This is a genomic window from Bacteroidota bacterium, assembly GCA_035506275.1.
Lineage (GTDB): Bacteria > Bacteroidota > Ignavibacteria > UBA10030 > UBA8401 > JAGVPT01.
The window spans coordinates 127484-152138 of sequence record DATJPT010000003.1 but is presented as its reverse complement, the minus strand read 5'-3'; the positions used below and the strand labels follow the sequence as shown (position 1 = coordinate 152138).

Here is a 24655-nt window from a genome sequence, read left to right as displayed (position 1 = left end):
GGATGCCGCTGTAATGCCCTCTTATGCCGAATAAACCCGCTGCCCCGATTTGATCTTAAGCTGGTCCATTTTGTACCGGAGCTTCGAACGAGTGATCCCCAAGACCTTCGCCGCCTGCACCTGATTGCCGTCCGTGATCTCAAGAGTCTTGAGGATAAGATCTTTAAGCACCTCGGACATGCCGATCCCCTTCGCGGGTACTTTCAATATGAATTCACCGTTCTCAGGCCGCGCCGATCCATCCCCCTTCCCCTCGTCCCCCGAAAGAAAGGCAATTTCGTTCCTCGTGATCACGGGGGTGTCGTTGAGCAGAACGATGCGTTCGATGGCGTTTCTCAGTTCCCGCACGTTGCCTTTCCACGGAAGCCTGAGAAGTACCTCCTTGACATCGGGATCGATCTGAGGAACCTGTTTGTTGAATTTTCGTGCGAATTCCTGGACGAATGCGTAGGTCAAGGCTTCAATGTCCTCTTTTCGTTCGCGCAAGGGCGGGATCTTCACGACGGCAACATTCAACCGGTAGAAGAGGTCTCCCCGGAATCTGCCAGCCTCGACCTCGTTGGCAAGATTTCTGTTCGATGCGGCGATGACCCGGACGTCGACTGAAATTTCCCTTGTTCCTCCGAGGCGATAGAACTTCCGTTCCTCGAGAACCCTGAGGAGCTTCACCTGCATGTCAAGCGACAACTCGCCGACCTCGTCAAGCAGGATCGTTCCTCCGTTCGCCATTTCAAATTTCCCCTGCTTCATCCTTTCCGTAGCGCCGGTGAAAGCTCCTTTTTCGTAGCCGAAAAATTCGCTCTCCGCGAGGTCTTTGGGAATCGCGGCGCAGTTAAGGGCGATGAAAGGCTGGTTGCTGCGGACCGCGCTCTTCTGATGGATGAACCGCGCGAGAAGCTCCTTTCCCGTTCCGCTCTCTCCTTCGATAAGCACCGTCGTACTTTCCCCAGAGGCGAGCTTTTCCGTCACTTCGAGGACGCGCCGGAGGGCGGCGCTGCTGCCGATGATGCCGCTCCGCGACCGCTGCTTTTCAAGCTCCTCCTGCAGCATGGAAACTCGGCTTTCGAGGTGAGCGAACTCGAGATTCTTCTCGATGAGAACGATAAGGTGGTTGAGGTCGAAGGGTTTCACGACAAAGTCCGCCGCCCCTTCCTTCATCGCCTGCACCGCCAGCGAAACGTCGGAGTGTGCCGTCATCATGATCACCGGGGCCTTCCATCCGTCGAACTTGATCTGTTTAAGGATCTGGATACCGTTTGCCGCCCCGAGATAGATGTCGAGCAAAATGACATCCGGGTTGAACGAGGAGAGCTGCGCGAGGAACTCATCCCTGTTGGAGCTCACTCCAACCGAATATCCAGCATCGGCGAGAACGTTCTTCACCGAAACTGTCAACGACCTTTCATCGTCTGCGACTAAGATTCTGCCTTTATCCATTCCACGCTCCGTTGCTTGTTGGCTGTGATGGTAAAATAATGCGAACCAGTGTTCCCCCCTCGGACGGCGACTCGAGCGCGATGTCGCCGTGATGACGTCCGATGATGTACTTTGATAATGCCAGGCCGAGCCCGGTCCCTCCGGATTTTGTCGTACGGAACGGCTCGAACAGCACTGCTTTCATTTCGACCGGAATCCCGACGCCGGAATCCTGGATGGTCGTCTCGACGCAGGGCAGAGCCGCTTCTCCTGCATGCATTTCTCCAGTTTTCGTCGAGACCGATATCGCTCCGTTCGGCGGCGTTGCGTCGATCGCGTTCTGCAGAATGTTCAGCATTACCTGCTGAATCTGTTTTTGGTCCACCATCACATCGGGAACGTTTTCATCGAAGGAGGTCGTGAGGGCAATCGCTTTTTGCTGAAGCGCCAGAGAGACAAAATGCAGCGAGCGGGCGATGATGGCGTTGATCGAGTGCTGCTGGAGCGACGGCGGGGTCACCCTGGCAAGGCCGAGAGTATCTTCGATGACATGCTGGATTCGTTCTGCTCCTTCGAGCGCAGCGGCGATCGATTCAAAATCGGGGGATGTCTTATCGATTTTCCTTTGAAGATACTGGAGGTTAAGAGTCACCCCTGCCAACGGGTTGCGGATCTCGTGGGCGATGCCGGCGGCCAATCGTCCCATGAGCGACATTTTCTCCATTTGCATTAGCGAGTTCCGGATCTTTTTCTGTTCGGTAATGTCTCGGACGAATAACATGACTCGTGAATCATTCAATACCGAGACCGATCCCGCGCTCACGTCGACGTCAATCGAATCGCCGTCCTTTGTCTTCATCGCCGCTTCCTGTGCGACGATGTCTTTGCTCTGAGAGAGCGAAGCGTTGAAGGGATCGCCTTCAATGAACGGGAGCGAGGGAAGGCCGAGCAGTTCATCCTTTGAGTACCCGAGCAGCGCGATCCCCTGGTTGTTGACGTCAACGATCGACTCTGTTTTGCTGTCAACGACAAAGATCGCGACGCTTGCATTCTCGAACAGCGCGCGGTAGCGGAGCTCGGATACCTGCAATTCCCGGTTTTTCCGGGCGAGGGTGGCGGCGTACATCTCAAGCTCTTTCATCTTTTCTTCGAGTTTTTTCGTCACGAGCGTGTGGTGCTTCTCGAGAAACGATTGATCGTCGATCGACGCCGAGCTTTCCGGAACCTGTTCCGGCTGAATGCCGTAATTCTGGAGGGTGACATCGCGGACCGCTTCGATCAAGGAACCCAGGCCTGCATATTTCATCACGTACCGATCCACGCCGACGTTGCGGGCCAATTCCTGATCCTCCTCATCGACATAGTTCCCCGTGTAAATAATGAAAGGGGTCTTGGCGTTCTTGGGATTTTCTTTCACCTTCCTGCAAAGCTGAAACCCGTCCATCCGCGGCATCATCGCATCGGCGATGATGAGATGGACCGTTTCGCGGTTGAACACCTCAAACGCCTCGACGCCGCTGCGGGCGGCGATGACATTGTATCCGCTTTCGGTGAACAAATCCTGCAGCAGCTCAAGGTTTTCTTCGACGTCGTCGACGACGAGAATTGTCAATGCGCTTGGCTGTTTCTCTACCGGAATACTGGCACTTGGAGATGTCGACATTGGATGCTCTGTGTTTTAGTGAATCGTCTGATGCCGCTATTGTGCAAATGGCTGAACAACGGTATGCAACGTTACAGCATTAGCCATATGAATGCAATCCGCGCCATCGTGTATTTTTTTATTAAGTTATACCGCGTAGAAATTGCGTCGTTTCTTAGGTGGATCGGTGTGATGCGTAGGTGTGGATAAGTTTCTGTGGGGCGAGAGCAGGCGTGTCCACAGTGGCGATGAGCTTTGGAAGGAACCGGTTGGAAGCGGCGAAAGAACTACTTGGGGATGACGGCTATTCCATGTTTGATAGCGTACGTTACAAGACTTGCGGTATCGTGTAAGTCGAGCTTTTTCATGATGTTATTGCGATGGGTGTCTACCGTGCGTATGCTGATATACAAGAGCTCTCCGATTTGCTGGTGCGACCTTCCTTCAGCGATCAACTGGAGGATCTCTCTTTCGCGCGTCGTCAACGGTCCGGCATAGGAAGGGATGATTTCATCCGGTCCGGCTGGCGGTGCTTGAGCGGTCCGCTTGAGATACCCATCCAGCATGATTTTAGAAATCGACGGGCTGAAGAAGGCAAGCCCCTCCGCAACGGCTTTGATCGCCGCATAGAGATCGTCCGGGGCGACATTCTTAAGGAGGTAACCATTGGCCCCGGTTTGGAGGATTTGAGAAACGTATTCTTCGTTGTCGTACGCGGAAAGAACGAGGATCTTCAGGTCGGGGAGCTTTTTCTTGATAAGCCGGGTTGCATCCAGTCCGCTCAATTCGGGCATGCTGATATCCATCAACACAACGTCGGGCTCCTTTGCGAGCGCGAGCTCGACGGCGATCTTGCCGTTTGCCGCCTCGCCTACAACCTCGAAATCCGGGTTGAGCGAAATGAGGGAGACGATGCCCCTCCTGACGATGACATGATCATCGGCGACGACGATCCTGATTTTTTTCTTATCGGCCATTCAAAGGAACTTCGATATGGATGGATGTTCCCTTCCCTTTTTCACTCGCGAGCCTGAACTTTCCCCGGAGCCCTTCGACACGGTCCCGCATATTCACGATGCCGAGTCCGGTCGGCCAGAGTCCCGATTCCCCAGCCGCATTTTGATCGAACCCCTTGCCGTCGTCGGAGATCATCACATGAAGCGTCGCCTCGGGTTTCTCAATCTCAACTTTCGCATTTTTGGCGCCGGAGTGCTTTGCCACGTTGGTCAGCGCTTCCTGAATGATGCGGTAGATCGTGGCCTCGACCTTGGGGTCGAACCGCTTGAGGTCATCGGGGCACGAGAGCGTAAGAAGGATCTTTGTGCGCTCTTGAAAACGGTCCAGATAGATTCTCAGCGCCGACACCAACCCAAGGTCGTCAAGAATCGGAGGACGAAGGTCGAAAGCGATTTGGCGAATCGTGTTCAGCGACTCGTCGATCACCTGTTTCATGACCGCAACCTGCTCGACCGCATCAGGATCGGTGATCGAAGCCTGCCTCACCAACGCATCAAGGTTGAAACGCAGGCCGGTGAGGGCCTGGCCGATGCCGTCGTGCAATTCACGCGTGATTCTCCGCCGCTCTTCCTCCTGGATCATCGTCAAGCGCGAAGAGAGTGCGGCCATCGTTTTCGAATATTTTACGCTTTCCTGATAGAGCATCGCATTTTCCAGCGCGAGTGCGGTCTGATTAGCGAGGTTCGAGACGAGCTGTACATCCTCCTCCGGGATCTCGCGGAAGTTCCGGTAACCGACAACAAGCGCGCCAAACTTCCTCTCCTTGTTCGTGATTGGAACGCCGAAAGCTGAGACAAGCGATTCAGCTTCGACCAGCGGAAATTCCTTCGGCTGAACAAAAGGTCTCTCCGGAAATTTCTCTATAATAAACGGGGCTTGCGAAGCGATCACTCTTCCTGCGAGTCCGCGGTCTTTGCCGGCTGCAACTGAGGGGGTAACATCCGTCCGATCGCCGATCTTTTCACGGTATTCAATCCTCGACGTTTTGCTGTCCAGCAGGGCGACAGCGACAAAATGGCTTTCCAGCAGCCACGCCGTGTTCTTGACGACCAGTTTCAAGACCTCCTCAACGTCAAAGCTGGAGGTCATCTGGCGGCCGATCTCGTACAAAGCCAGGGCAAACCTATTCTTGCGTCCAAGCTCGGCGGCAGGATAATGTTCGCCTGCGGTGCCGATCATGGTCGTCCGAAACTCTCCGGGCTTCACGAGCTCCGATTGAAACCGGGCGTGCAATGTAAATTCGCTCTTCGTCCGAAGCCGCGCGGCGACAGCGGAGGTCCCGGTCTGCGCAAGGAGGTGCCAGTGCTCAGCAAATTTATCCCGGTCTTCCGAATGGAGCAGGTCCGTTAAAAGAATTCCCCTCAATTCGCCGCGCCCATACCCGCTCAAGAAAAGGAAGCGATCGTTGACATCCACTATCTTCTGGTCGGCATCGGTCATGATCTGAGGATGCCCGCCGTCTTCCAGCGTGATATTCGGTTTCATAAAGCCCCCCGCCGGGCTGTGCACTTCTCCATCCATCTCGCCTCCGGCACGATAAGTGACAGAAATTCAGGGGTAATATACAAAACGCATTTTACAATGGAAAGACGGAGCTGCTTGACGGACTGGTATGAGGCCGCGGTTCAGAGAGCGTGAAAAACTGGGGGCGATCGTTACCGGACGATAACGGTATTGGCGGGGAGAAAGAAATCAACATTGACTTCGAGCTGGCGGTTTGGGGTCTCGAACAATAGGTCGTCGCAAACGATCAATTCTTCGATGGTATTCGGGTTGGTATCGCTGAGTCCCTTCAGGTAGAAAGTGTACTCGAGCAAGAGACAATAAAGGTCGAACGAGAGAACGAGTTTCTTTTTCCCCTTCCCGTCGTCGCCATACGATGCGCTTATCGTATTGATGTATGTGCACAGCTCGAGCGCTTTGGTGAGCAGTGCTTCGGTTCCAGACACGGCACGATGTCCCATGCGGTTATTGCGAAACTTGTTTTTTCAGGTCTTTGAGCATCGCATCGGCGACTTTTTCGATCACGTCCTTTTGCGAATAGAAACCTTCGTCGACCTTCTTTTCAATTTGCGACAGCTTATTCGCCTTTTCTGTCTCATACAGCGATCGCGCAGCGTCGGAGACGTTCACTTTGTCTTTCGAGGCTGCTTTTGCTTCTTGTTCGTCCTTCACTTTTTTGGAAACCGACGGTTGAACAGGAGCGCCGCTGCCGGTAACTTCACTGATTCCCATGACCTCCTCCTAACGTAGATAATGAAAAACGTGCCGCCTGTTTTGAACCTCTGTCATCTTCGTCAGCACGATCTTCTTCCTTTCTTGAAGAAGTTTTAATATATGAATATTTTCTTGTAGTGTCGATTCCAGCATGGTTCGCAGCTGGCATCTTAAGCTCTCGCTTATCGGACGATTCTCCGGCCTGCTTCCAGCGGTCAGTTCATGAACACGGTCGAGGATGTGCCGCCGTTGTTGAAGCAGTTCCCGGATGCAGGAGAAGTCTCCGCCCGACGTCTGTCCGTTTGCCGCGGATGTCGCTTCAAAAAGCAGCTGGAAAAGACCTGCGAGCTCTTCGTCGCGTCCGCACGAAGACTTGTCATTCTGAACACCCGCTGCTATGGCCCGGTCTGAGCCTTGTCCTTTATCCTGCGTGGTCAAACAAAACTCCTAATAACTCAGCGATGCGCTCGGAGACTTTCAGCATTTCTTCCGAAGGGATCTGACGAATGACCTCATGGGTCTGGTCATCCGTCACTGTGACAACCGTTTGCTTGGTGATGCTGTCGATCGAAAACGAGAGACGTGTGTTCACAACCTTCATTGCCGCATTAAGTTCCTGTACCGCTGCGGTCATTTCCTCGGCCGAAAGTGAACTCTTCTGCTTGCTGGAAGCTTGGTTTTGATTGTCCGATCCTGTTATGTCCAGCGGCATTGCTCCCGTGGGAGCGCCGACTGGTTGTGTTGTTGTCATGGATCCATCCTGAAACATCATCTCTACCCTGTCGTCGATGTTGACGATGTGCTCGTGGTCGTGCCGGTCGTCGTGTCAGGGTACAGGCTGCCGGTTAAAATACTCGCCATCTCATTTTGCGTTGCAAGCATATCTTCATACTCCGCCTGCAGTTGCACAAGTTCGTTCTGGTACTGCGTTGTCTGGTTCGCGATCTGGGCGTTGAGGGTTTTGATCCTGTCATTGAGGCTCGACACCTCGCTCGTGTCCACGTTATTCATCGAGTCTATCCTGCCCGTCGTCGGTGTAACAAAGGGTTTCAGAAGATTGTTCATCTGCACGGCAACGCCGTTCGACGAATTGAAAAGATCCGTGATCTCGGTCGGATCGGCCGCCATGGCGGCATTGAATTTCGATGTATCCGAGATGCTGAGCGTACCGTCGGCGCCCGGCGTGATCCCGATCTGAAAGAGGTTCTCAGGATTGCCCGGTTTCGCCGAGGTCACTTGATTCCAGATCACGCTCTGAAGATTTACCTTCAGCATCGTGAACGTCGGGTTCCCGGCAAAGATCTGCGGTGTCACGGTTGCAGTGCTCCCCGTCGTGCTGGCCCCGGATATCATCGCAGTTTCATTATTGACGTATGAGAGGGCTGCATTATAGTTTGTGATAAACTGCTGAACCATCGTTTGGATCTGATTCGTGTTGATGCCAACATTGATCGTAGCGGGCGTGTCTGTCGGGCTCTGAAGGCCAGCGAGCCCTAAAGTCACCCCCGTAAGTGCATCGGTGACCGTATTGCTGGATCGGACCATGTCGATGCCGTCAAGCTTGAAGTTCGCATCGAGTGCCGATGTACTCTGGTTCATGAACCCGGCGGTCGTCGAGTTAAAAGCGGTTCTGGCTGAAATGACTGCCGACGAGAGACCGAGATTGGAAAGAAGCGTCCCGGCGGTGTCGGACAGCGTAATAGCGTTCGCCGAGCCTGTCTGAGTCGATTGAAACACCAACCGGCTTGTCGAGGAAGTATCCGTTACGACGGATGCGGTCACATTCCCTTTCATGGCATTGACTGCATTCGCGATATTTGTCAATACCGTGCTGTTGGAATCACCGCTGGAAAGAGTGACGTTGACCGTCTGATTGCCCACCTGGATCGTTTTCACCCCCGTCCCCTCGGCCGTCACAATGCTTCCAGAAGAGCTATTGAGCTGATTGGAAAGCGCCACGTCTGTCTTTGCAAGCTGCGTGACAAGTATTGAATGGTTTCCCGAAGCGGCGGTTGCCGTGGCGGTCGCCGAAACGATATTCGGCATCGAGCTTGTCGCAATGAGGGTCAAAAAAGTAGACGATCTATTTGTTACCGCCATCGCAGTGGACGTGTTATACAGGGTCTGCAGGTTGTTCTTCATGGTCCCAAGGGCGGAAATCTGGGCGTTGATCGCCGTTACCTGAGTCTGCAAAGGCGAGACTTCTTCAGTCTGCAGGTCCGTCTGAAATTGTTGAACAGCAGACAGTATAGTCGATGATACTTGTGTCGCTGGTCCGGTTGCCATTGTCCTGTCCTCACTCCCACTCTAGAGATTAAATGCTTGGGTCCATGCGGAACGTAACTCCTCCAGCACGGTTGTCGCTTCGGCGATTTTGCCTTTGCGAATACATTCTTTTGCGTACATATATAATCCCATCAATCCCCCCGCCATTTCCTCGTAGTCGAAATTCAAACCGAGCATCAGCTGAGTGATCGCCCGGTGCGCAAGGTCATAATCCTTTTTCTTCAGGGCGAAGATCGCCGTGTCGTACAGTTTCTTGATCACTTGAACCGGCATCAGATTCACCAGGTGCTCTCTTCTGTATGAATTCGCAGCGATCGCAATTGCGTGCTGACTGCCGGCCTTCATCATTTGTGCATGCTGTTCAGCGGAAGGTGTTTGCTGCACCTCTTCAGCTTCGAGCGTCGTAATCAAGTTTACATTTGCAGTTTCCATGTCTTCCTCGCCGTTCATGTTCGATTATGAGTAACAGGCTCTTCTCCTCTTTCAACACTCTGCTAAGAACGTGAGGGGCTCAAGCCAGCCGGCCGGAGCCCCTCGCTCGTTCATGGGCTGTTACTTGAACAACGACAAGAAGACTTGCGGTGACTGATTGGCCTGGGCCAACTGTGCCGTCGCAGTCTGTTGCAGGATCTGATCTTTCACCGACGCGATCTGTTCGACCGCAATGTCAGCATCCGTGATCTGGCTCTTCGAAGCCGTAATGTTCGTGATCATGGTCGAAAGGTTAGTCTGCTTCGCCATAAGGCGGTTTTGCTGGGCACCAATACTGCCGATCGCATCGAGAACGGTCGTCATACCGGTGTCAACGGTCAGCCCGGCAACTTGCGCTGCCGTAATGGAGCCAGCTGCCGTTCCGAGGAGAGAGGTGGAATCTACGGCTGTCGTAAGCGACATACCGAAATTCGCGCCCGTATCGCCAACCTGGAACGACGGTGTCGAGCCTGCATTTGTGGTGATCGTAGTGCCGGCACCGACCAACGCTGTCGCACTGGCTGCGCCCGTGGCGGCCGCAGTTCCCATGTAGCTGATCGAAACGCCAAGGTTAGCAAAATTGAGCGTTTGCGCTCCGCCTACCGTCGATGCACCCATCGTCACTGATGCGGTCGCATTATCGCTCGACCGGGTCAATGTAAGCACGGCGCCTACGTTGCTCAGGGTGTAAGTGTCAGATGCTTTAGCTCCTGAAACGTCGACACCCGTTACTGTTCCGTCTGCTGAAGCAACGCCAGACGTGAGACTGCCGCCCGACTGACCGACACCAGCCACAAAGGACCCGTTGATAAGGTTTATCCCGTTGTACTGTGTCTGGGCGATCGTCGAATCGATTTCCTTTGCAAGGTCCGAAATCGTTGTCGCGATTGCGTTCTGCTCGTCTGTGCCGAGTCCGCCGTTATTGAACTCGGTTTGCTGAGCTTTGATCTGCGTCATCAGGTTGGCGATCGTCTGATATCCGCCTTCTGCGACGTTATAGATGTTCTGCGCAGAGCTGACGTTATCCGACGCTGCACTCAACGCGGCGAGGGTTCCGCCCATTTTGCTGGAAATAACGAATCCTGACGGATCATCCGCTGCGGTATTGATGCGTTTACCGGACGCTAACCGCAATTGGTGGACTTGAAGATCCGCGTTCACTGAATTCAACGCGTTGAGGGCGTTCAATGCAGCGATGTTTGTGTTGATTCTAGCTGTGGATGCCATAACTACCTCCTTGTAAGTATGGTTTGTGGATTGAAGTGGGCTTCCGTGCCCGTCTTTTGTGAAAGCCTTGTGAGCTTCTAAGACTATTATCGGCATGTACCGGCCAAAAATTAGAGAGAATAGGATATTTTTTGAGGGGAGATGCCGATCGCGAAGCAAAATGAAGGGGATGAATCGCCCCCGGGTCTAACTGCTTTTATTTGAACTAATTAGAGCGGGGAATGCGGATGGAAATAAACCTGAACGATAACGGGGTTTCATAGCAGCGCCCTTTGCGGCCGGCAGTGTTGCCCGCAGCGGCAAAGGGCGCATTGTGGAGCGTATGTTTCTATTGTGACCTTTAGAAGGTGATCTTCAACGTCACCACTGAATTTTTCTTCGTTTGAACTCTCACCATTCTTCCCTCGACGGCAATTGGCGTGCCGTCCTCTTCGAGGAAATTTGACCTCACGACTTTTTTCGGCGCTGCAGGAAGCGACAGCAACGCTTCGGAATCCTGGCCGCTTGACTCGTACCATTGAACGATCCATGCGTCGGAATCTTCGGCTTTCTTCAACACCGTCAGTATGAGATTCGGCGAATTGAGCTGCACGAGTGAGCCCGAGGAAGCCAGCCTTCCTTTTTGTACTCCGGTCGAGATGACGATCAGCGGATTGTTGTAGTCGTACGCCGCTCCTACCGTGTTTGCCTGCCGCCATGTGCCCGGATGAGGATACAGACTGTATTCGATCGAATGTTTTCCCCGGTCAGCCGTCGGGTCCGGCCACAACGGAGAACGCAGCAGCGACAGTCTCATTGTGCGTCCTTTGATGTCGTATCCGTATTTCGACCTATTCAAAAGGCTCAGGCCGCACAATGCTCCCGACACATCCGCCCATCGGGCAGCGGGAACTTCCACCTTCGCTTTCTCCCAGCTATTCCGCAGTTGCGTGGACCGCTGGATCGTCCCGTATGGAATTTCGTACGTCGCGACAGTGTCTGTCACCGCCAGCGGAAACGCGACCTTCAGCATCGTATGTTCTTCCCACCAATCAACGTCGGTCTTGAAATCGACGCGGTAAATTCCGTTGTAGAGAATGATGTCCTGCGTGAAAAAGGAACTGGGGAAATCGGGCGTCGGGTAATCCCGCCGAAAACTCGGGCCGAGACAATCGTGAGTAACCCGGATGACGGTTCGGACAGGACCTCGTTCGACCACTTCGATCGTGCGGAGCGTGATGGGATTTTCCCTCCCCGTCAAGCCGATGTTCCATGCATCCCATTGTTTCGGTTTGTCTTCGAGGAGCTCAAGCTTGTTGCCGTTGCCCCCAAGGAATTCCCGCCCCGTTACTTTGTCGACGATGCTTCTGACCCAGCCCGAATCACGCCCAACAGTCACCTTGAAGAACTCATTCTCGATCGTCAACGAGCTATCGAGCGGAGTCCGCGCCTGAATAGCGGGCGTCTGTCTGCGCAGTTCATATGTTCTAAATCCGACCGATGGAATGTTCGACGCGACAAAAATTATTTTTCTTTCCAGCAGCCCCGTGCTGATGATCTGGGAAGGGATCTCTTTGCCGTTCGCCTCGAACACTGCGTACTGGTTCGTATCCCCCTCAGCGAGCTTGAACGCGGCAACGTCAGTCCGGTCCCACGACAAGGGGTTGAACACCACCAACGGAGTTCCCTTCGCCATCTTCGCCGTGTTGATAGAGGAAGCAATCGCATCCAGAGAATTTTTCAAAACATACGAACCCTCTTTTTCGGCAGCCTTATGCCGCTCCGTCGCATCGATGTAGTTCTCCCGTATCCCGGACCCGGGAAGGATATCGTGGAACTGGTTGAAGAGAACGTCCTTCCAGGCGTCATTGATCAGCTGGTGCTCGTAACTCTTGCCGTACAAGGTCGCAAGGGTTGAAAATTTTTCGGCGGAGGTCAGCAGCGCCTCGTTCTGCCGGTTATACAGCTTCATCTTGGCCTGGGTGGTGAACGTCCCCTGATGATATTCAAGATACAACTCGTCATTCCATGTCGGAATATCTCGGGGGTTTTGTTTCTTGAGCCAGCCAAGGTACTCGGCCGCCGTGCAGTATTGGATCGAAGGATAGATATCGAGATGTTTCAAATGTTCTATCCGGTCCAGCATTTCGACCGTCGGCCCGCCTCCGTGGTCGCCCACCCCGAACAGAACCATCATATTCAGGAACCCGGTATTGGCCTCGAATTGGCGCATCCATTCCGCGAGCTGGAACGGGTCAGCGATCTCATTCACGTAATCGTACGGGAAATAGGTAAGAATGCGCGACCCGTCCGGCGCCTCCCACCAAAAGACACGGTACGGGAAAATGTTCGTATCGTTCCAGCCCAATTTTTGTGTGATGAACGCATCGATCCCGGCATTGAGGTAAAATTGCGGCATGTTCCAATTGTAGCCGAAGGAATCCGGGTTCCAGCCGATGGTGACGTCGGCATCCAGCTTCTCCTTGAAATATTTTTTAGAAATGAGCAGATGGTGCATCCAAGATTCACCGCTCGGCAAATTGCAATCCGGCTCGACCCACATCCCGCCCACGACCTCCCACCGTCCGTCCTTCACTCGCTGCTGAATTCGTTTGAATACGTCAGGATATTTATCTTCCATCCACTTATAATAGAGCGCAGCGCTTTGGGTATAAGAAAAGTCCGGGTGTGAGTCCATCATGTTCAGCACCGAGGTAAAGGTGTTCTTGCAGACCTCGACCGTCTCTTTGTCGCGCCAGAGCCAGGCGGCATCGATATGAGCATTTGCGTCAAACAAAAGAGTAAAGCGTTTGGCGAATGTTCCGACAGGTTTCAAGTGAGAACGGACATCATTGAGAGAAGCGACAAACTTGTCCATCGACATCGCACGGAGGGCGTCGAGGTCGAGGCGCCCCGCCTGCTCCTGAAGCAGACCGTTCAGTTTTATCTTCTCTCCTTTATCAAGTTTCGATTTATCGATGCCGAAATCCTGCACCTTGTTGTCATAAGGAGTGGATTGCTTTGTATCAAGGCTTAGGAGTTCCTGACCGACGCGAATGCTCAACGAAAAATCCTTGATCACTTGACGGATCGTATCGGTGCCCGGTGTCTCTATCTCTGCACGCCGTAATGTGAGCCTCCCCCACGTCGTGACGGCGCGGATGGCGATAAGAAATCTGTCGCCTGGCTTTGCATCGGTCGAAAGAACGAAAACTCCGTCCCCGGGAAAATATCCTTTGCTTGCCCCGTTGATCCACACGTAACCGTATTCGTCGACCGCCACGACAAATTTTACGGTGCCCCCGACCTTTTTGCCGAGGATATACTCGGGAACCACAATCTCCCTTCTCAGCCAGCACGAATCGACGCGCGCCCGCTGTGAGACCTTCAGGGTTTGCCACTGCGAATCATCGAACCCTTGTTGCGTCGGATCTCCGGTGACCTCGCCGTACTTAAGGTTGGAGCTCATCTTCCAGTCATTCATCTGGAATATCGCCATTGAATCGAGCGCACGGGCAACCCTATCGACGGTTGTCTGTCCCATAAGAACGACCGGGAAAATCAACACGGCACAAAGAGAGATCATTTTTTTCATAACGACTCCTTTAGAATCAAAGTGACACCATGGTGCAGCTTATTTTTTTCTCGTCTGGTCGATCATGACCGTTATAAGAATAACAAATCCGACAACAACTTGCTGGACGTACGAATTGACGTCGAGCAGATTCAATCCGTTCCGGAGCACTCCGATCAGGACAGCGCCGAGCAATGTTCCGACGATCGATCCCCGCCCCCCCGCCAAGCTCGTTCCCCCGACGACAACGGCAGCAATGACGTCCAGTTCATACATGAGCCCCGCGTTCGGCTGCCCGGAATTGACTCGCGACGCCAGCAAAATTCCGCTCAGCGATGTCAACACACCGCAAATGACGTACACTCCGATCAGAACTCGGTCCGTGTCGATTCCCGCGAGCCGGGCCGCTTCTTTGTTTCCGCCGACTGCGTACACATGACGGCCGAACCGTGTCCATTTCAAGACGACATATGCCACCGCAAAAACGACAGCCATGATCAACGTCGGATAGGGAATTCCGTACACCCTCCCGCCGGCAAGCTGGCTGAATTGTGAGGGGAGTTCCCAAATCGGCCTCCCGTCCGTGAAAATATAAGCAGCGCCCCGAAAGATCGTCATGAGCGCAAGCGTGGCGATGAACGGCGTGATGGAAAAGCGGGTGACACATACGCCGGCAAATGCCCCCGAGAGCGCCCCGATGGTTAACCCTGCGGCGATCGCAAGAGGAAGAGTAACACCGACCGGAAGGGAGATTTTCGCAATGCTGGCGGAAACAACTCCCGTTAAAGCGACAAGAGCTCCCACCGATAGATCGATGCCTGACGTGAGGATCACGAATGTCATCCCGGCGGCAATAATAGCGGTGATTGATAGCTGCAGAGAAACGTTCAGGATGTTTTCAGCAGTAAAGAAATACGGGGAAAGCTGGGAGAAAATGATCACTTCGACGGCCAATGTCAATCCTATACCGAACTTTGCGGCCATCGATGAAAACAAATTGCGGCGCGGATCAGCGGCCATACGATACCTCCGCCAACCCGGTTGCCATCGCCATGATCTTTTCCTGCGTTGCCTCACTCCGGCCAAATTCACCGGCGATGGTCCCGTCACGCATGACAATAATTCTTGTGCAGATTCCGAGAAGTTCAGGAAGGTCGGATGAGATCATCATAATGCCGACTCCTTCCTGCGCCAGGGCATTGATCAGCGAGTAGATCTCATACTTTGCGCCAACATCGATCCCGGCGGTGGGTTCATCAAAGATCAATACTCTTGACCGCTTCAGCAGCCACCGAGCGAGGATGACCTTTTGACGATTACCTCCGCTCAAGTTTTCAACCGGTTTATTTCCTCCCTGCGTTTTTATATGGAGCTTTTCTATCAGACGTTGAACGTCTCTGTTTTCTTTGGCAGTATCCAGGAACGGGCCGCGCACCAGATCTGAAAGGCTTGAAAGAGTGACATTCTCGATGACATTCATCTCGGGGATGAGTCCGAGCCGGTTGCGGTCTTCGGTGAGAAGTCCGATGCCGAGATCGATCGCTTCACGCGGCGAGCGGGGGCGAATCTCTTCTCCGTCGAGGAAGATCCGGCCTGATCCTTTCGCGTCGGCTGCGAAGATCACGCGCGCGAGCTCCGTTCGTCCGGCGCCAACCAGTCCGGCAAAGCCGAGAATTTCCCCGCGATGCAGCGAGAAGTTTATGCCCGCGAGAATCCCGGCGTGAACATCTTCGACCCGCAAGAGCTCCTCTCCGGTTGTCAGCGTTGCGGGAGGGTATTCGTCTTCCAGGTCGCGGCCGACCATCCATTGGATGAGCGTGCTTTTCTCCGTTTCTGCGACGGGACAGCTGGCAACGACCTTTCCATCGCGGAGCACGGTGACACGATGCCCAATTTGGAAAATTTCTTCAAGCCGATGCGAGATATAAATGACACCGACCCCTTCCGAAGTCAGTCTTCGAATGATGGCAAAGAGCTTGACAAGCTCCTTGCCGGTAAGAGGGGCCGAGGGTTCATCGAGCGCGAGGATCTTCACCTTCTGGGAAATGGCCTTGGCAATTTCGACGATCTGCTGTTGGGCGACGCTCAGCATCCGAACCGGAAGGGCAGAGTCAAACTCTTCCCCCAATAGGGCGAGTTGAGCCCCCGCACGATCGCGCATGGCCGCCGAATCGATAAAGGGAAAACCTGCACGGAGGGGCTCCTTGCCGAGATAAATATTTTCTGCAGCGGACAATTCCGGGACGAGCTTAAAATCCTGATAGATGATGCCAATGCCGTGCTTGAGTGCGTCCGAGGGGGAATGGATTTGAACGGGAATGCCGTTGATCGCGATCTCTCCGCTGTCCTTCGCGAGGGCTCCGGAAAGAATTTTCATCAGGGTCGACTTGCCCGCCCCGTTCTCTCCGACCAGGCAATGAACCTCTCCCGGACGCAATTCAAAATTGACCTCGCTCAACGCGCGGACGCCGGGATAGCTTTTTGAAACGCATTGCAAACGGAGCAACGTGGGCATGTGCTACGGCGAGGTTGTCCTCTGTAATGCTTCCCTGTCAACGATGCCGACTTCGACGGCATACCGCTTTTGAACCGGGGCGCCGGAAAAATAGTCATTGATCGCGGAGATCGTCGCAGCTCCGATCTTTTTCGGATACTGTATAATGTCGGCTTTCAACGGGGTATCCTTCAGAATGGCGTCGACTGCCGGGGGCGTTGCGTCGTATCCGACGATGACGATATTCATCCGCTTGAAGGCCATTACGGCGTCAAGCGCGCCGAGGGCAGACTCATCGTTGATTCCGAATATCCCGTTAAGGTCGGGGTGCGCCTGGAGGATATCGGATGCCGCTTCGAGCGATCTATCCCGGACACCGTCGCCGTTGACGTCCGACACAAGCTTGATGTCCGGATATTTGGCAAGCGCATTCTTGAAGCCGGCAACTCGGTCGAGGACCGAGGTAAGGATCGGCTGGTCGATGATCGCGACCTTCCCCTTGCCGTGAAGAAGGTTGGCGATATATTCACCGGCCCGTCTTCCGCCTAACTCATTGTCGGAAGCAACATGGCTGACGACATTCCCTTCCATTGCAGTGATATCGGCAGTGAACACGGGAATCTTTGCGTCGTTGGCCCTTTTGATCCCGCTGCCGACGCCTTTAGAATCGACCGGGCAAACGATGATCGCATCGACTTTACGTGCGACGAAATCCTCTATTTGTGCGATCTGCTTTCCAAGATCGAACTCGGCGGCCGTTACGATCAGTTCGTAATCATCCTTCGCCGCTTCCGAGCGAAGGCCTTCTTCAAGGTCTTTGTAAAACATATGGCCGCGCGTCAGAAGCGTTACGCCGATGACCTTCGCGTGCTTCTTCTCGTCCGCTTTTTTCCCGCACGACGAAAATGCAAATAGACAACCGATGACGATCAATCCTGCCGATATACTCTTTTTCATTCTCGACCTGTTTATGCTCCGATCACCACACGCGGCGCACAACACCGCGTCAAAATAATGTGGAAGAATGTAAATAAAGCAGCATCGATATTCAAGGGCTCCGGGCCGTACTCCCTTTTTACCGTTGCAATTACGGCAACGTATTGATACATTCTCACGAACCTATGCTGTCCGCAGCATCGGTGCACCGTCGAACCAAAAGAATCCGCTGTGCAAAGCGACGTACCTTCTCCGGAGAATTCACCATGAGTAAAAACAAGATCAAACGCATTGCAATCAACACGGGGGGCGGCGATGCCCCCGGGCTTAATGCTGTCATTCGTGCCGCGGCGGTTGCCGCGGAAAAACGCGGCTGGGAAGTGTTCGGCATCCGCGACGGATACAACGGATTGTTCCTTCCCGAGCGCTATCCCGACGGAGGTTTAATTCATCTCACCCACGACAAAGTCAGGGGTATCACCCATCTCGGCGGGACCATTTTGGGGACAACCAATAAAGGAAATCCGCTGAAATATCCGACCCAAAGAAAGGACGGGACGTGGTATGAACGGGACCGCTCCGATGAGATCATGAAGGCGTTCAAAAAGAACAAGATCGATGCGTTGATCGCGATCGGCGGCGACGGATCTCTGACGATAGCCAATGAATTCAAAAAGAAGGGACTGCAAGTCATCGGCGTGCCGAAGACCATCGACAACGACCTCGACAGGACGGTCATTACATTTGGGTTCGATACGGCCGTTTCGTTCGCAACTGAATGCATCGACAGGCTCCACTCCACGGCGCAGGCGCATCAACGGGTCATGGTGGTGGAAGTGATGGGGCGTTATGCCGGCTGGATCGCTTTGAACAGCGGCGTTTCAGGAACCGCCGATGTGATCTTGATTCCGGAAATTCCCTACGACATCGCAAAAGTCGCCGCAAAGGTCAGGGACAGGGATAAACAGCATCGTTACTTTGCCATCGTCGTCGTCGCCGAGGGGGCAAAGCCGATAGGCGGAAAAACGTCGGTGATCGAAAAGCAATTGGGGCGCGCAGAGCGGCTTGGCGGGGCCGGCGAAACGGTCGCTCACCAAATCCAGGAGATCACCGGAAAAGAAACCCGGCTGGTCGTTCTCGGGCATCTGCTGCGAGGCGGCACTCCGACAACATTCGACCGGCTCATCTCGCTCCGATTTGGAGCCGCTGCGGTGCGGGCGCTGGAAGAGGGAAAATCAGGAGTGATGGTCGCACTCGACCCGCCGACGGTCCGGTATGTGCCGCTGGCTGAAGCAACCAACCGGATGAAAACAGTCCCCCTCGACTGCGACACCGTCGTGACCGCCCGGGACCTTGGCATATGTTTCGGCGATTGAATTTCCCGAATATTGTTCTTAACAATGGAACGAACGCCCAGCGGGCTCGTCTATATGATTAACGATGGGCCCAAACGAGTTTGTTTACCAAACATCATAAGGAGTGTATCATGAAAAAATCGATGCTCTCTCTTGCATTGATGGCGTGCGTTCCATTCCTTTACTACGGCGCGTCCGCTTACGCGGGAGAACACAACGGTAATATCCAGGTTTTCAGCACCGGCGGCCATCAGCACGGCGGATGGCTCGGAGTTTCGATCCAGGACATTACACCAAAATTGGAAAAGAAGAAGAATCTGAAGGACAACAACGGAGCATATGTCAGCGACGTTCTCGACGACAGCCCGGCAGATTCTGCAGGAGTTAAAGCGGGAGACGTTATTGTCGAGTTCAACGGCAAGGCGATCGACGATGCCGGCGAGCTTTTACACATTGTACAAAAGACTAAACCAGGCACAAAGACCACAGTTGTCGTATTGCGAGATAGTGAAAAGAAATCGCTCGCAATTTCAGTCGGGAAACCCCCTCATGAGAGACACGCGGAAGCATTCGCCTTTGCTCCCCCCATGGCACGGCGCATGAACATTTTCGGCATGGAAAAAACCTGGGGTCTTCAGCTCTCAGAATTGAACGAGCAGTTGGGTGAATATTTTGGAGCGCCGAACGGAAGAGGGCTGCTGGTCGAAGCGGTGGACAAGAAAAGTGCGGGAGCCAAAGCCGGGTTCAAGGCGGGAGATGTCATCACGAAGGTCAACAAAAACACGGTGGAAGAACTGCGTGACCTTTCTGATGCGCTGGAGGACGTCGATACCGGGGATAAAGTCGACGTGCAGGTCATCCGAAAAGGAGCCCCCACGACATTGACCGTGGAGATTGAGGACAACGATGCCCCTTCTTCCTTTAATTTCCGTTTCGAGAATGCTCCCGGCATGGAAGGCTTTGGACCTGAAGGAATTCAACTGAGAGTTCCGCGTCCCGACATTATGCCGGATATGCGCAATCTGGAATTGCAGATCGACCGGATGCGAGACACGATGTCCCGTGTGAAGGTTTAGGTCTATCATTTCAGGAAGAAAAGGGCGGCGTACCATCGCCGCCCTTTTGCTTTCTACCATTCTTCCCGCCTCTCCTTCGCCAACACCATGGCCGGCCCGGGCTGACCGATTTTTTCCCCCTTGCCTTGTACATTCAAACCGATCGACAAATATTGTGTCTAACGAAATTATTCAGTACTTTTACCGATGTACGTTATTGATTTTATTGCAATTTCGCTCTAATTTTTCGGGTCAATTTGAGTAGAACGTTCTTGGGATCGAGTTTTATTGTTAGAACTATTGCGGTGTTGTTCTCCTCTGCTCTTCTGATCTCCATTGCATCGGCCGGCCAGCCTTCGAGCGATCGTCCAGACACTTCTTCGAGTCAACCACCCCGGGCAGATTCCGCCGACTCTTCACTGCCATTCCCGCAAAACCCAAACGGAAAACCGCTCTGGTATTCGATGGTGACGAATGTCCCTGGTGACTGGGCAAAATTCTACAACATCACCTTTCGCAGCGACAAGATTGGCGAGTATTCGGCGATTGCGGCGATGACCGGAATTCTGATGGCAACGGATAACGCGACGTGGCAGGCGCAAAGAAAATGGGACAAAGAATCTGCAACGGTAAGTTCTGTCAGCAATTTCATTACAGAGTTCGGTCAGGGGGATGCACAGGCCGCGCTCGCCAGCGGCTATTTGCTGTACGGCTTGGTGCTGAACGATAACCGTGCTTTGCGAACGGGAGAGGAAGTCGTGCAGGCGATCCTCTCCGGAGGCATCGTTGTGCAGCTAGTAAAACATGTCACCGGGAGAGAAAGCCCATTCGTGTCATCCGCTCCGGCGGGGGTCTGGCGGTTCTTTCCGAATCAGTTCGATTACGCCAAAAGAGTCCCGCATTATGACGCATTTCCAACCGGCCACCTCTGCACTTCGATATCGACCGTCGTCGTCATCGCGGAAAATTATCCGCAGATATCATGGATCCGCCCGGTCGGTTACGCTATCGTGGGAGCGATCGGCGTTACCATGGTCAATATCGGAATCCATTGGTACAGCGATTACCCTCTCGGTCTCGCAATCGGATATACATTCGGGATGATCGCGGCACATCCGGAGGGATACGATGTTGCCGCCTTCGGAAAGGACGGCTCCAACGCTTTATCGATCCAGCCAACCCTTCTGCCGGGGGGTGCCGGCCTAAAAATGAGCCTCAGTCTGAATTAGTTCTCCCGAGATATCCCTTCGTGATCTTCCTTCAGGGGCGCCCCTTCAACGTTAGTTCTTCCCGACGAGATAGCGTTTGATCTTCTGGGTCGTGGTTTTCTCAAATTCCTGCTCGCGGATCTTGAACGTTTTGATCTGCTTGAACCCCGGAAGTTCCGCGTTGGCCTTCTTCACCTCGTCAGCGATCACCTCGTGAATAAGTTCGGGAGTGATCCTGACATTTTTCAGTTCGGAAAGCTCAATGAAAGCCTCCGCATCGACGACGATCTGGGCGGCAATGATCTCATCCAGCTTTGCATCCTCTTCGCCATACACGTATGATTCAAGGACGTACGGGCTCCGGTTCAGGACGTCCTCAACTTCTTCGGGATAGACATTCTTACCGCTTTTCGAAATGATGACGTTCTTTTTTCTGCCGCAGATATGCAGAAAACCCTCTTCATCGATGCGCCCAAGATCTCCCGTCTTGAACCATCCGTTATCGAAGGTCTCCTTTGTCGCCGTTTCATTCTTATAGTATCCGACCATGATGTTTTCCCCCTTCGCCCAAACCTCGCCGACCCCCTCGGCATCCGGGTCATGAATAAGGAGTTCAACGCCCGGCAAGGGGAGGCCGGCAGCGTCATCTTTGAATTGATCCAAACGGTTCAACGTGAGGATGGGAGACGCCTCAGTAAGGCCGTATCCCTGGACAAAATTGAACCCGAATTCACGCAGGCCTTTCGCGACCATCGGATCCTGGGCGGCCCCGCCGGCTATGAAGCAGCGGATCGAACCGCCGAACCGGCGGTGAATTTCCTTGAAGACAATCTTCTTAAAGCTCTTCCACCCGACGCGCTCAACGACGTCGGTGACCTTGATAAGCGGTCCTATCACGAGCGACGTAATTTTCTTTTCGTTGATCGTCTTATAGATCCGCTTGAACATTTTATCGAAAAGGAGCGGGACACCGAGGAGCATTGTGGCCCTCACCGATTGCAGATCTTCAACGACGGTCTTGAGCGACCGGGCATAGTGCGCGGACGCGCCGCCGTACAGCGGGCATAAAAAGCCGCAGGTGCATTCGTACGTATGGTGCATCGGAAGAACCGACAAGAACCTGTCCTCGGAATAGATCCGGAACATCCGCACCATGGCCATTAGGTTTGACGCGAGGTTCTTCTGGCTCAGCATCACCCCTTTCGCCCTTCCGAGCGACCCGGAGGTAAAAATGATCTCAGCCGGTTCATCCGGATGGATGGCCGGCATGTCGTCTTCCCTGCAGCCGGGGCTTTTCTCGATCAGCTCTCTCATGGAATGGAAGCCCCCTTTTGCAAGCGGCAGATCCATGCTGATATAATATTTGAGGTTCTTCAGGGATGACTTCCGCTCCCGGAAGACCGAATCGAACGCATCCGAAAAAATAATGGCCGTAACGTCCGCTTCATGAATGATGTTCAGCACTTCATTGATCGGGAGGTTTCTGTCGATCGGAACGATAATGTAGTTGAAGCACATCGCGCTGAGATACGAGATCCCCCATTGCACTCTGTTCTCGCTGATCACCGCAACATGGCTCCGCTCTTTAAGCCCAAGGTTCTGGAGCGCAATGCCAAATTTGAGAATGTTCTTTAGAAGCGAGCGGTAAGTGACCTTTGCGATCGGAGTCTCTTTGAGGTCTTCAAGGGCGATTTTTTCGCCGTAGCGCGATGCGGCGTCGACGATCATCTGTTGGACGGACGCAATATCCGGCGATTGATAGAGTTCAAAAGCAGTTTTCATAGTGGAGTATTTTAGGAGAGAGATTTTTCCGTGAGCTAATAACGTTGAAGGATTGAATATCGGGGAGGGACCGGCCCTCACGAGTAAAGCAGTGTGATCCTGATCGTTCTCTAATCCGAATATACTAAAAGTTTTTCTTTTAATCTGTCAACTTTTTTATCTATCTTCTGCCATGCCGTTGTATGGTCTGAGGAACTCTTTTCTGTCCGTTATACTCCATACGATGCCGTTCGCCGTCCATGATTGCTGGAGCATCATTTCCATTACCATAAAAAGCCATGATTCTTGACCCAAAAAAACTTTCTCCGAAGGAAGTGTATCATCTTCTGACCGGCGCCATTGTCCCCCGCCCGATCGCCATCGTCACCACGATGAACGCCGACGGCAAGGTCAATACTGCCCCGTACAGTTTCTTTAACGCCGTCACTTCGTCCCCCCCGTTGTTGATGATCTCAGCGGAACGGAAAAACGGAGCGATGAAGCACACGGCGGAGAACATTCTGCGGACGAAAGAGTTTGTCGTCAACATTGTGACGGAGCGATTGCTGGGGTCGATGACCGCCGCATCGGCAGACATTCCTCCGGAGGTTGCAGAGCTTGAGCAAGGCACACTTCCCTACGCTCCAAGCACAAGCCTCAAGACGCCGAGAATTCAAGAAGCGCCGGTAAGCCTCGAGTGCATTTTACATCGTCACCTCGAATTAGGGGACGAACCTGCTGACGTTATCATCGGGGAAATTGTCAGGTTCCACGTAAGCGATGAGGTGTATCGAGATGGGATGATCGACCCGCATGTCTTGCGGCCGATTGCGCGGATGGGGGGAAATTATTACGCAGAGATCGAACTTCTGTTCGAGAGTAAGCGGTTCAGGATCGCGAAGAAGACGCCGTGACCCGCGGCGCCGTCAGAAGCTGGTCGACAAGGTATAAATCACGATTCTATTTTCGTCGGTATCGCAGACATACAGCACGCTTTGCGCAACGGCGATGCCGTGGGGGTGAACAAGGGTGATCTGCGGGGAATGGCCGCCGAACGACGAGCTTTGAAAGAAGCCGCGTGCATTGAACCGGGCAACGCTGTCCTGCTGTGCGTCAACAATAAAAATATCGGACCTGGACGGGTCGATGGCAACGCCTTCAGGGTCGATAAATCGGTTCGGCAGGATAAAATCAATTCCCCCCTGCCCGGCCGCAGGGTCGAACTTCGGAAGCCATCCTTCAAAATCCACGGTCTTTGAGTAGACCATCCACAAGGCCTCGTACTGCACGCCGCTCGATTTTTGGACAACGACAAAATCCGATTTCCCCGGGAATGTCGCGAGCCCGGTCGGGTGATTGAGGGACGTGATCGAACTCCCGATCCCTGTCTGCAAGTCACCCAGCGGCGTGATAAAAGAATCTTTGCGCGCGGTCTGACTTTCATGCACGTACTGAAAGAGCAGAATGCGGGCATCGGGATCGACGGGGCTGCTGTTGTCCGGTCCGTCCCGGGCAACGAGATATTCGTCTCCCGGTATGATCCCTACCCCGACGAATTTCCTCTGGGGATGAGCGCTCTCCCGCCATATCGTGTCGATCGCTGCTGAAGAGAGAACTCCCAGCGCTTCCGAGAGCTTCACGCGGACAATAATGGCGATGGTATCATGGATGACCGGGTCGATGGCTGAAGCACCAACGATTAGGTCAAGCCTGGTATCTTCGGCGGCCGAGAGCGGCTGCAGAATCTTCAGCTCGCTCAACTCGCTCCCCGCCTGATTCAACATGACGATCCGATTGTTGTAGGTGTCCATGACATAGAACAACTGATCGCGTCCATACAGAATGGCGTTCGGCTTATTGAAGCCCGTCCATGCCCCAGTTTGAATGTACGTGGTATCGCCGGTGAAATGGAAGCTGCCGGTTTGCGGCAGGTCATTGATGTCGTACGGCGTTTGGCATCCGGCGACCAGCGCAAGAAGCAAGAGAATTATGGCCGAACAAAATGTTTTCATCAGGC

Annotated in this window: 21 protein-coding genes; 5 read left to right on the top strand and 16 right to left on the bottom strand. The window is 53.6% G+C overall.

The window, feature by feature from the left end; all coding sequences use genetic code 11:
* Positions 1–21 precede the first annotated feature (21 nt).
* From VMF88_01980 to VMF88_01955, 6 genes are all read right to left on the bottom strand, one after another.
* A complete protein-coding gene (locus VMF88_01980) occupies positions 22–1437 on the bottom strand; it encodes a sigma-54 dependent transcriptional regulator (protein HTY09816.1) in 1416 nt (471 codons plus the stop codon).
* The gene (locus VMF88_01975; protein HTY09815.1) at positions 1430–3079 is read right to left on the bottom strand and encodes an ATP-binding protein; all 1650 of its coding nucleotides are present in this window, start codon (positions 3077–3079) and stop codon (positions 1430–1432) included. Before VMF88_01975 ends, VMF88_01980 begins: the two co-directional genes overlap by 8 nt.
* Positions 3080–3345: 266 nt before the next feature.
* Complete coding sequence (locus VMF88_01970) at positions 3346–4035, bottom strand: response regulator transcription factor (GenBank protein HTY09814.1); 690 nt, start codon at positions 4033–4035, stop codon at positions 3346–3348.
* A complete protein-coding gene (locus tag VMF88_01965; GenBank protein ID HTY09813.1) occupies positions 4025–5596 on the bottom strand; it encodes a histidine kinase in 1572 nt (523 codons plus the stop codon). Before VMF88_01965 ends, VMF88_01970 begins: the two co-directional genes overlap by 11 nt.
* A gap of 134 nt (positions 5597–5730) precedes the next feature.
* The gene (locus VMF88_01960) at positions 5731–6039 is read right to left on the bottom strand and encodes a hypothetical protein (GenBank protein ID HTY09812.1); all 309 of its coding nucleotides are present in this window, start codon (positions 6037–6039) and stop codon (positions 5731–5733) included.
* 4 nt (positions 6040–6043) lie between these two features.
* On the bottom strand, positions 6044–6310 hold the full coding sequence (locus tag VMF88_01955; protein ID HTY09811.1) for a hypothetical protein: 267 nt from the start codon (positions 6308–6310) through the stop codon (positions 6044–6046).
* A 204-nt stretch (positions 6311–6514) separates the two neighbouring features.
* Here VMF88_01955 and VMF88_01950 point away from each other — a divergent pair, with 204 nt between their 5' ends.
* Positions 6515–6703, top strand: a complete 189-nt coding sequence (locus tag VMF88_01950; protein ID HTY09810.1) for a hypothetical protein — start codon at positions 6515–6517, stop codon at positions 6701–6703.
* 10 nt (positions 6704–6713) lie between these two features.
* On the opposite strand, the gene VMF88_01945 is transcribed toward VMF88_01950, so the two are convergent.
* The 8 genes from VMF88_01945 to VMF88_01910 all read right to left on the bottom strand — a co-directional run bounded on the left by VMF88_01945 (position 6714) and on the right by VMF88_01910 (position 17280).
* Positions 6714–7043, bottom strand: a complete 330-nt coding sequence (locus tag VMF88_01945; GenBank protein HTY09809.1) for a flagellar protein FlaG — start codon at positions 7041–7043, stop codon at positions 6714–6716.
* 23 nt (positions 7044–7066) lie between these two features.
* Entirely contained in the window at positions 7067–8578 is a 1512-nt protein-coding gene (gene fliD, locus VMF88_01940) for a flagellar filament capping protein FliD (GenBank protein ID HTY09808.1), read from the bottom strand.
* A gap of 21 nt (positions 8579–8599) precedes the next feature.
* Complete coding sequence (locus VMF88_01935; GenBank protein HTY09807.1) at positions 8600–9010, bottom strand: hypothetical protein; 411 nt, start codon at positions 9008–9010, stop codon at positions 8600–8602.
* 120 nt (positions 9011–9130) lie between these two features.
* Complete coding sequence (locus tag VMF88_01930) at positions 9131–10276, bottom strand: flagellin (protein HTY09806.1); 1146 nt, start codon at positions 10274–10276, stop codon at positions 9131–9133.
* Between the two features lie 340 nt (positions 10277–10616).
* A complete protein-coding gene (locus VMF88_01925; protein HTY09805.1) occupies positions 10617–13850 on the bottom strand; it encodes a glycoside hydrolase family 38 C-terminal domain-containing protein in 3234 nt (1077 codons plus the stop codon).
* Between the two features lie 39 nt (positions 13851–13889).
* Entirely contained in the window at positions 13890–14849 is a 960-nt protein-coding gene (locus tag VMF88_01920) for a ribose ABC transporter permease (protein HTY09804.1), read from the bottom strand.
* Positions 14839–16344, bottom strand: coding sequence for a sugar ABC transporter ATP-binding protein (locus tag VMF88_01915; GenBank protein ID HTY09803.1), 1506 nt, complete (start codon positions 16342–16344; stop codon positions 14839–14841). Before VMF88_01915 ends, VMF88_01920 begins: the two co-directional genes overlap by 11 nt.
* Positions 16345–16347: 3 nt before the next feature.
* Entirely contained in the window at positions 16348–17280 is a 933-nt protein-coding gene (locus tag VMF88_01910; protein ID HTY09802.1) for a substrate-binding domain-containing protein, read from the bottom strand.
* A 245-nt stretch (positions 17281–17525) separates the two neighbouring features.
* Between VMF88_01910 and VMF88_01905 the strand changes: the two genes are divergently transcribed.
* From VMF88_01905 to VMF88_01895, 3 genes are all read left to right on the top strand, one after another.
* Positions 17526–18635, top strand: a complete 1110-nt coding sequence (locus tag VMF88_01905) for an ATP-dependent 6-phosphofructokinase (GenBank protein ID HTY09801.1) — start codon at positions 17526–17528, stop codon at positions 18633–18635.
* Positions 18636–18745: 110 nt separating this feature from the next.
* Positions 18746–19690: a PDZ domain-containing protein gene (locus tag VMF88_01900; protein ID HTY09800.1), complete on the top strand. Its 945-nt coding sequence runs from the start codon at positions 18746–18748 to the stop codon at positions 19688–19690.
* Between the two features lie 443 nt (positions 19691–20133).
* Positions 20134–20898: a phosphatase PAP2 family protein gene (locus VMF88_01895; protein HTY09799.1), complete on the top strand. Its 765-nt coding sequence runs from the start codon at positions 20134–20136 to the stop codon at positions 20896–20898.
* 51 nt (positions 20899–20949) lie between these two features.
* Here the strand turns inward: VMF88_01895 and VMF88_01890 are convergent, their stop codons facing one another.
* Positions 20950–22659: an AMP-binding protein gene (locus VMF88_01890; GenBank protein HTY09798.1), complete on the bottom strand. Its 1710-nt coding sequence runs from the start codon at positions 22657–22659 to the stop codon at positions 20950–20952.
* Between the two features lie 278 nt (positions 22660–22937).
* On the opposite strand from VMF88_01890, the gene VMF88_01885 reads away from it, so the two are divergent.
* Positions 22938–23552: a flavin reductase family protein gene (locus tag VMF88_01885; protein ID HTY09797.1), complete on the top strand. Its 615-nt coding sequence runs from the start codon at positions 22938–22940 to the stop codon at positions 23550–23552.
* 12 nt (positions 23553–23564) lie between these two features.
* Here the strand turns inward: VMF88_01885 and VMF88_01880 are convergent, their stop codons facing one another.
* Positions 23565–24650, bottom strand: coding sequence for a hypothetical protein (locus tag VMF88_01880; GenBank protein ID HTY09796.1), 1086 nt, complete (start codon positions 24648–24650; stop codon positions 23565–23567).
* Positions 24651–24655: the final 5 nt, after the last annotated feature.

Excerpts from the sequence above, each read along its gene's own strand:
- VMF88_01905 (HTY09801.1), top strand. The coding sequence starts at position 17,526 with ATGAGTAAAAACAAGATCAAACGCATTGCAATCAACACGGGGGGCGGC.
- VMF88_01970 (HTY09814.1), bottom strand. The coding sequence starts at position 4,035 with ATGGCCGATAAGAAAAAAATCAGGATCGTCGTCGCCGATGATCATGTC.
- VMF88_01965 (HTY09813.1), bottom strand. The coding sequence starts at position 5,596 with ATGGATGGAGAAGTGCACAGCCCGGCGGGGGGCTTTATGAAACCGAAT.
- VMF88_01945 (HTY09809.1), bottom strand. The coding sequence starts at position 7,043 with ATGACAACAACACAACCAGTCGGCGCTCCCACGGGAGCAATGCCGCTG.
- fliD (HTY09808.1), bottom strand. The coding sequence starts at position 8,578 with ATGGCAACCGGACCAGCGACACAAGTATCATCGACTATACTGTCTGCT.
- VMF88_01885 (HTY09797.1), top strand. The coding sequence starts at position 22,938 with ATGATTCTTGACCCAAAAAAACTTTCTCCGAAGGAAGTGTATCATCTT.
- VMF88_01895 (HTY09799.1), top strand. The coding sequence starts at position 20,134 with ATGGTGACGAATGTCCCTGGTGACTGGGCAAAATTCTACAACATCACC.
- VMF88_01930 (HTY09806.1), bottom strand. The coding sequence starts at position 10,276 with ATGGCATCCACAGCTAGAATCAACACAAACATCGCTGCATTGAACGCC.
- VMF88_01920 (HTY09804.1), bottom strand. The coding sequence starts at position 14,849 with ATGGCCGCTGATCCGCGCCGCAATTTGTTTTCATCGATGGCCGCAAAG.
- VMF88_01960 (HTY09812.1), bottom strand. The coding sequence starts at position 6,039 with ATGGGACATCGTGCCGTGTCTGGAACCGAAGCACTGCTCACCAAAGCG.
- VMF88_01900 (HTY09800.1), top strand. The coding sequence starts at position 18,746 with ATGAAAAAATCGATGCTCTCTCTTGCATTGATGGCGTGCGTTCCATTC.
- VMF88_01880 (HTY09796.1), bottom strand. The coding sequence starts at position 24,650 with ATGAAAACATTTTGTTCGGCCATAATTCTCTTGCTTCTTGCGCTGGTC.
- VMF88_01925 (HTY09805.1), bottom strand. The coding sequence starts at position 13,850 with ATGAAAAAAATGATCTCTCTTTGTGCCGTGTTGATTTTCCCGGTCGTT.
- VMF88_01935 (HTY09807.1), bottom strand. The coding sequence starts at position 9,010 with ATGGAAACTGCAAATGTAAACTTGATTACGACGCTCGAAGCTGAAGAG.
- VMF88_01910 (HTY09802.1), bottom strand. The coding sequence starts at position 17,280 with ATGAAAAAGAGTATATCGGCAGGATTGATCGTCATCGGTTGTCTATTT.
- VMF88_01955 (HTY09811.1), bottom strand. The coding sequence starts at position 6,310 with ATGGGAATCAGTGAAGTTACCGGCAGCGGCGCTCCTGTTCAACCGTCG.
- VMF88_01890 (HTY09798.1), bottom strand. The coding sequence starts at position 22,659 with ATGAAAACTGCTTTTGAACTCTATCAATCGCCGGATATTGCGTCCGTC.
- VMF88_01975 (HTY09815.1), bottom strand. The coding sequence starts at position 3,079 with ATGTCGACATCTCCAAGTGCCAGTATTCCGGTAGAGAAACAGCCAAGC.
- VMF88_01980 (HTY09816.1), bottom strand. The coding sequence starts at position 1,437 with ATGGATAAAGGCAGAATCTTAGTCGCAGACGATGAAAGGTCGTTGACA.
- VMF88_01915 (HTY09803.1), bottom strand. The coding sequence starts at position 16,344 with ATGCCCACGTTGCTCCGTTTGCAATGCGTTTCAAAAAGCTATCCCGGC.
- VMF88_01950 (HTY09810.1), top strand. The coding sequence starts at position 6,515 with ATGAACACGGTCGAGGATGTGCCGCCGTTGTTGAAGCAGTTCCCGGAT.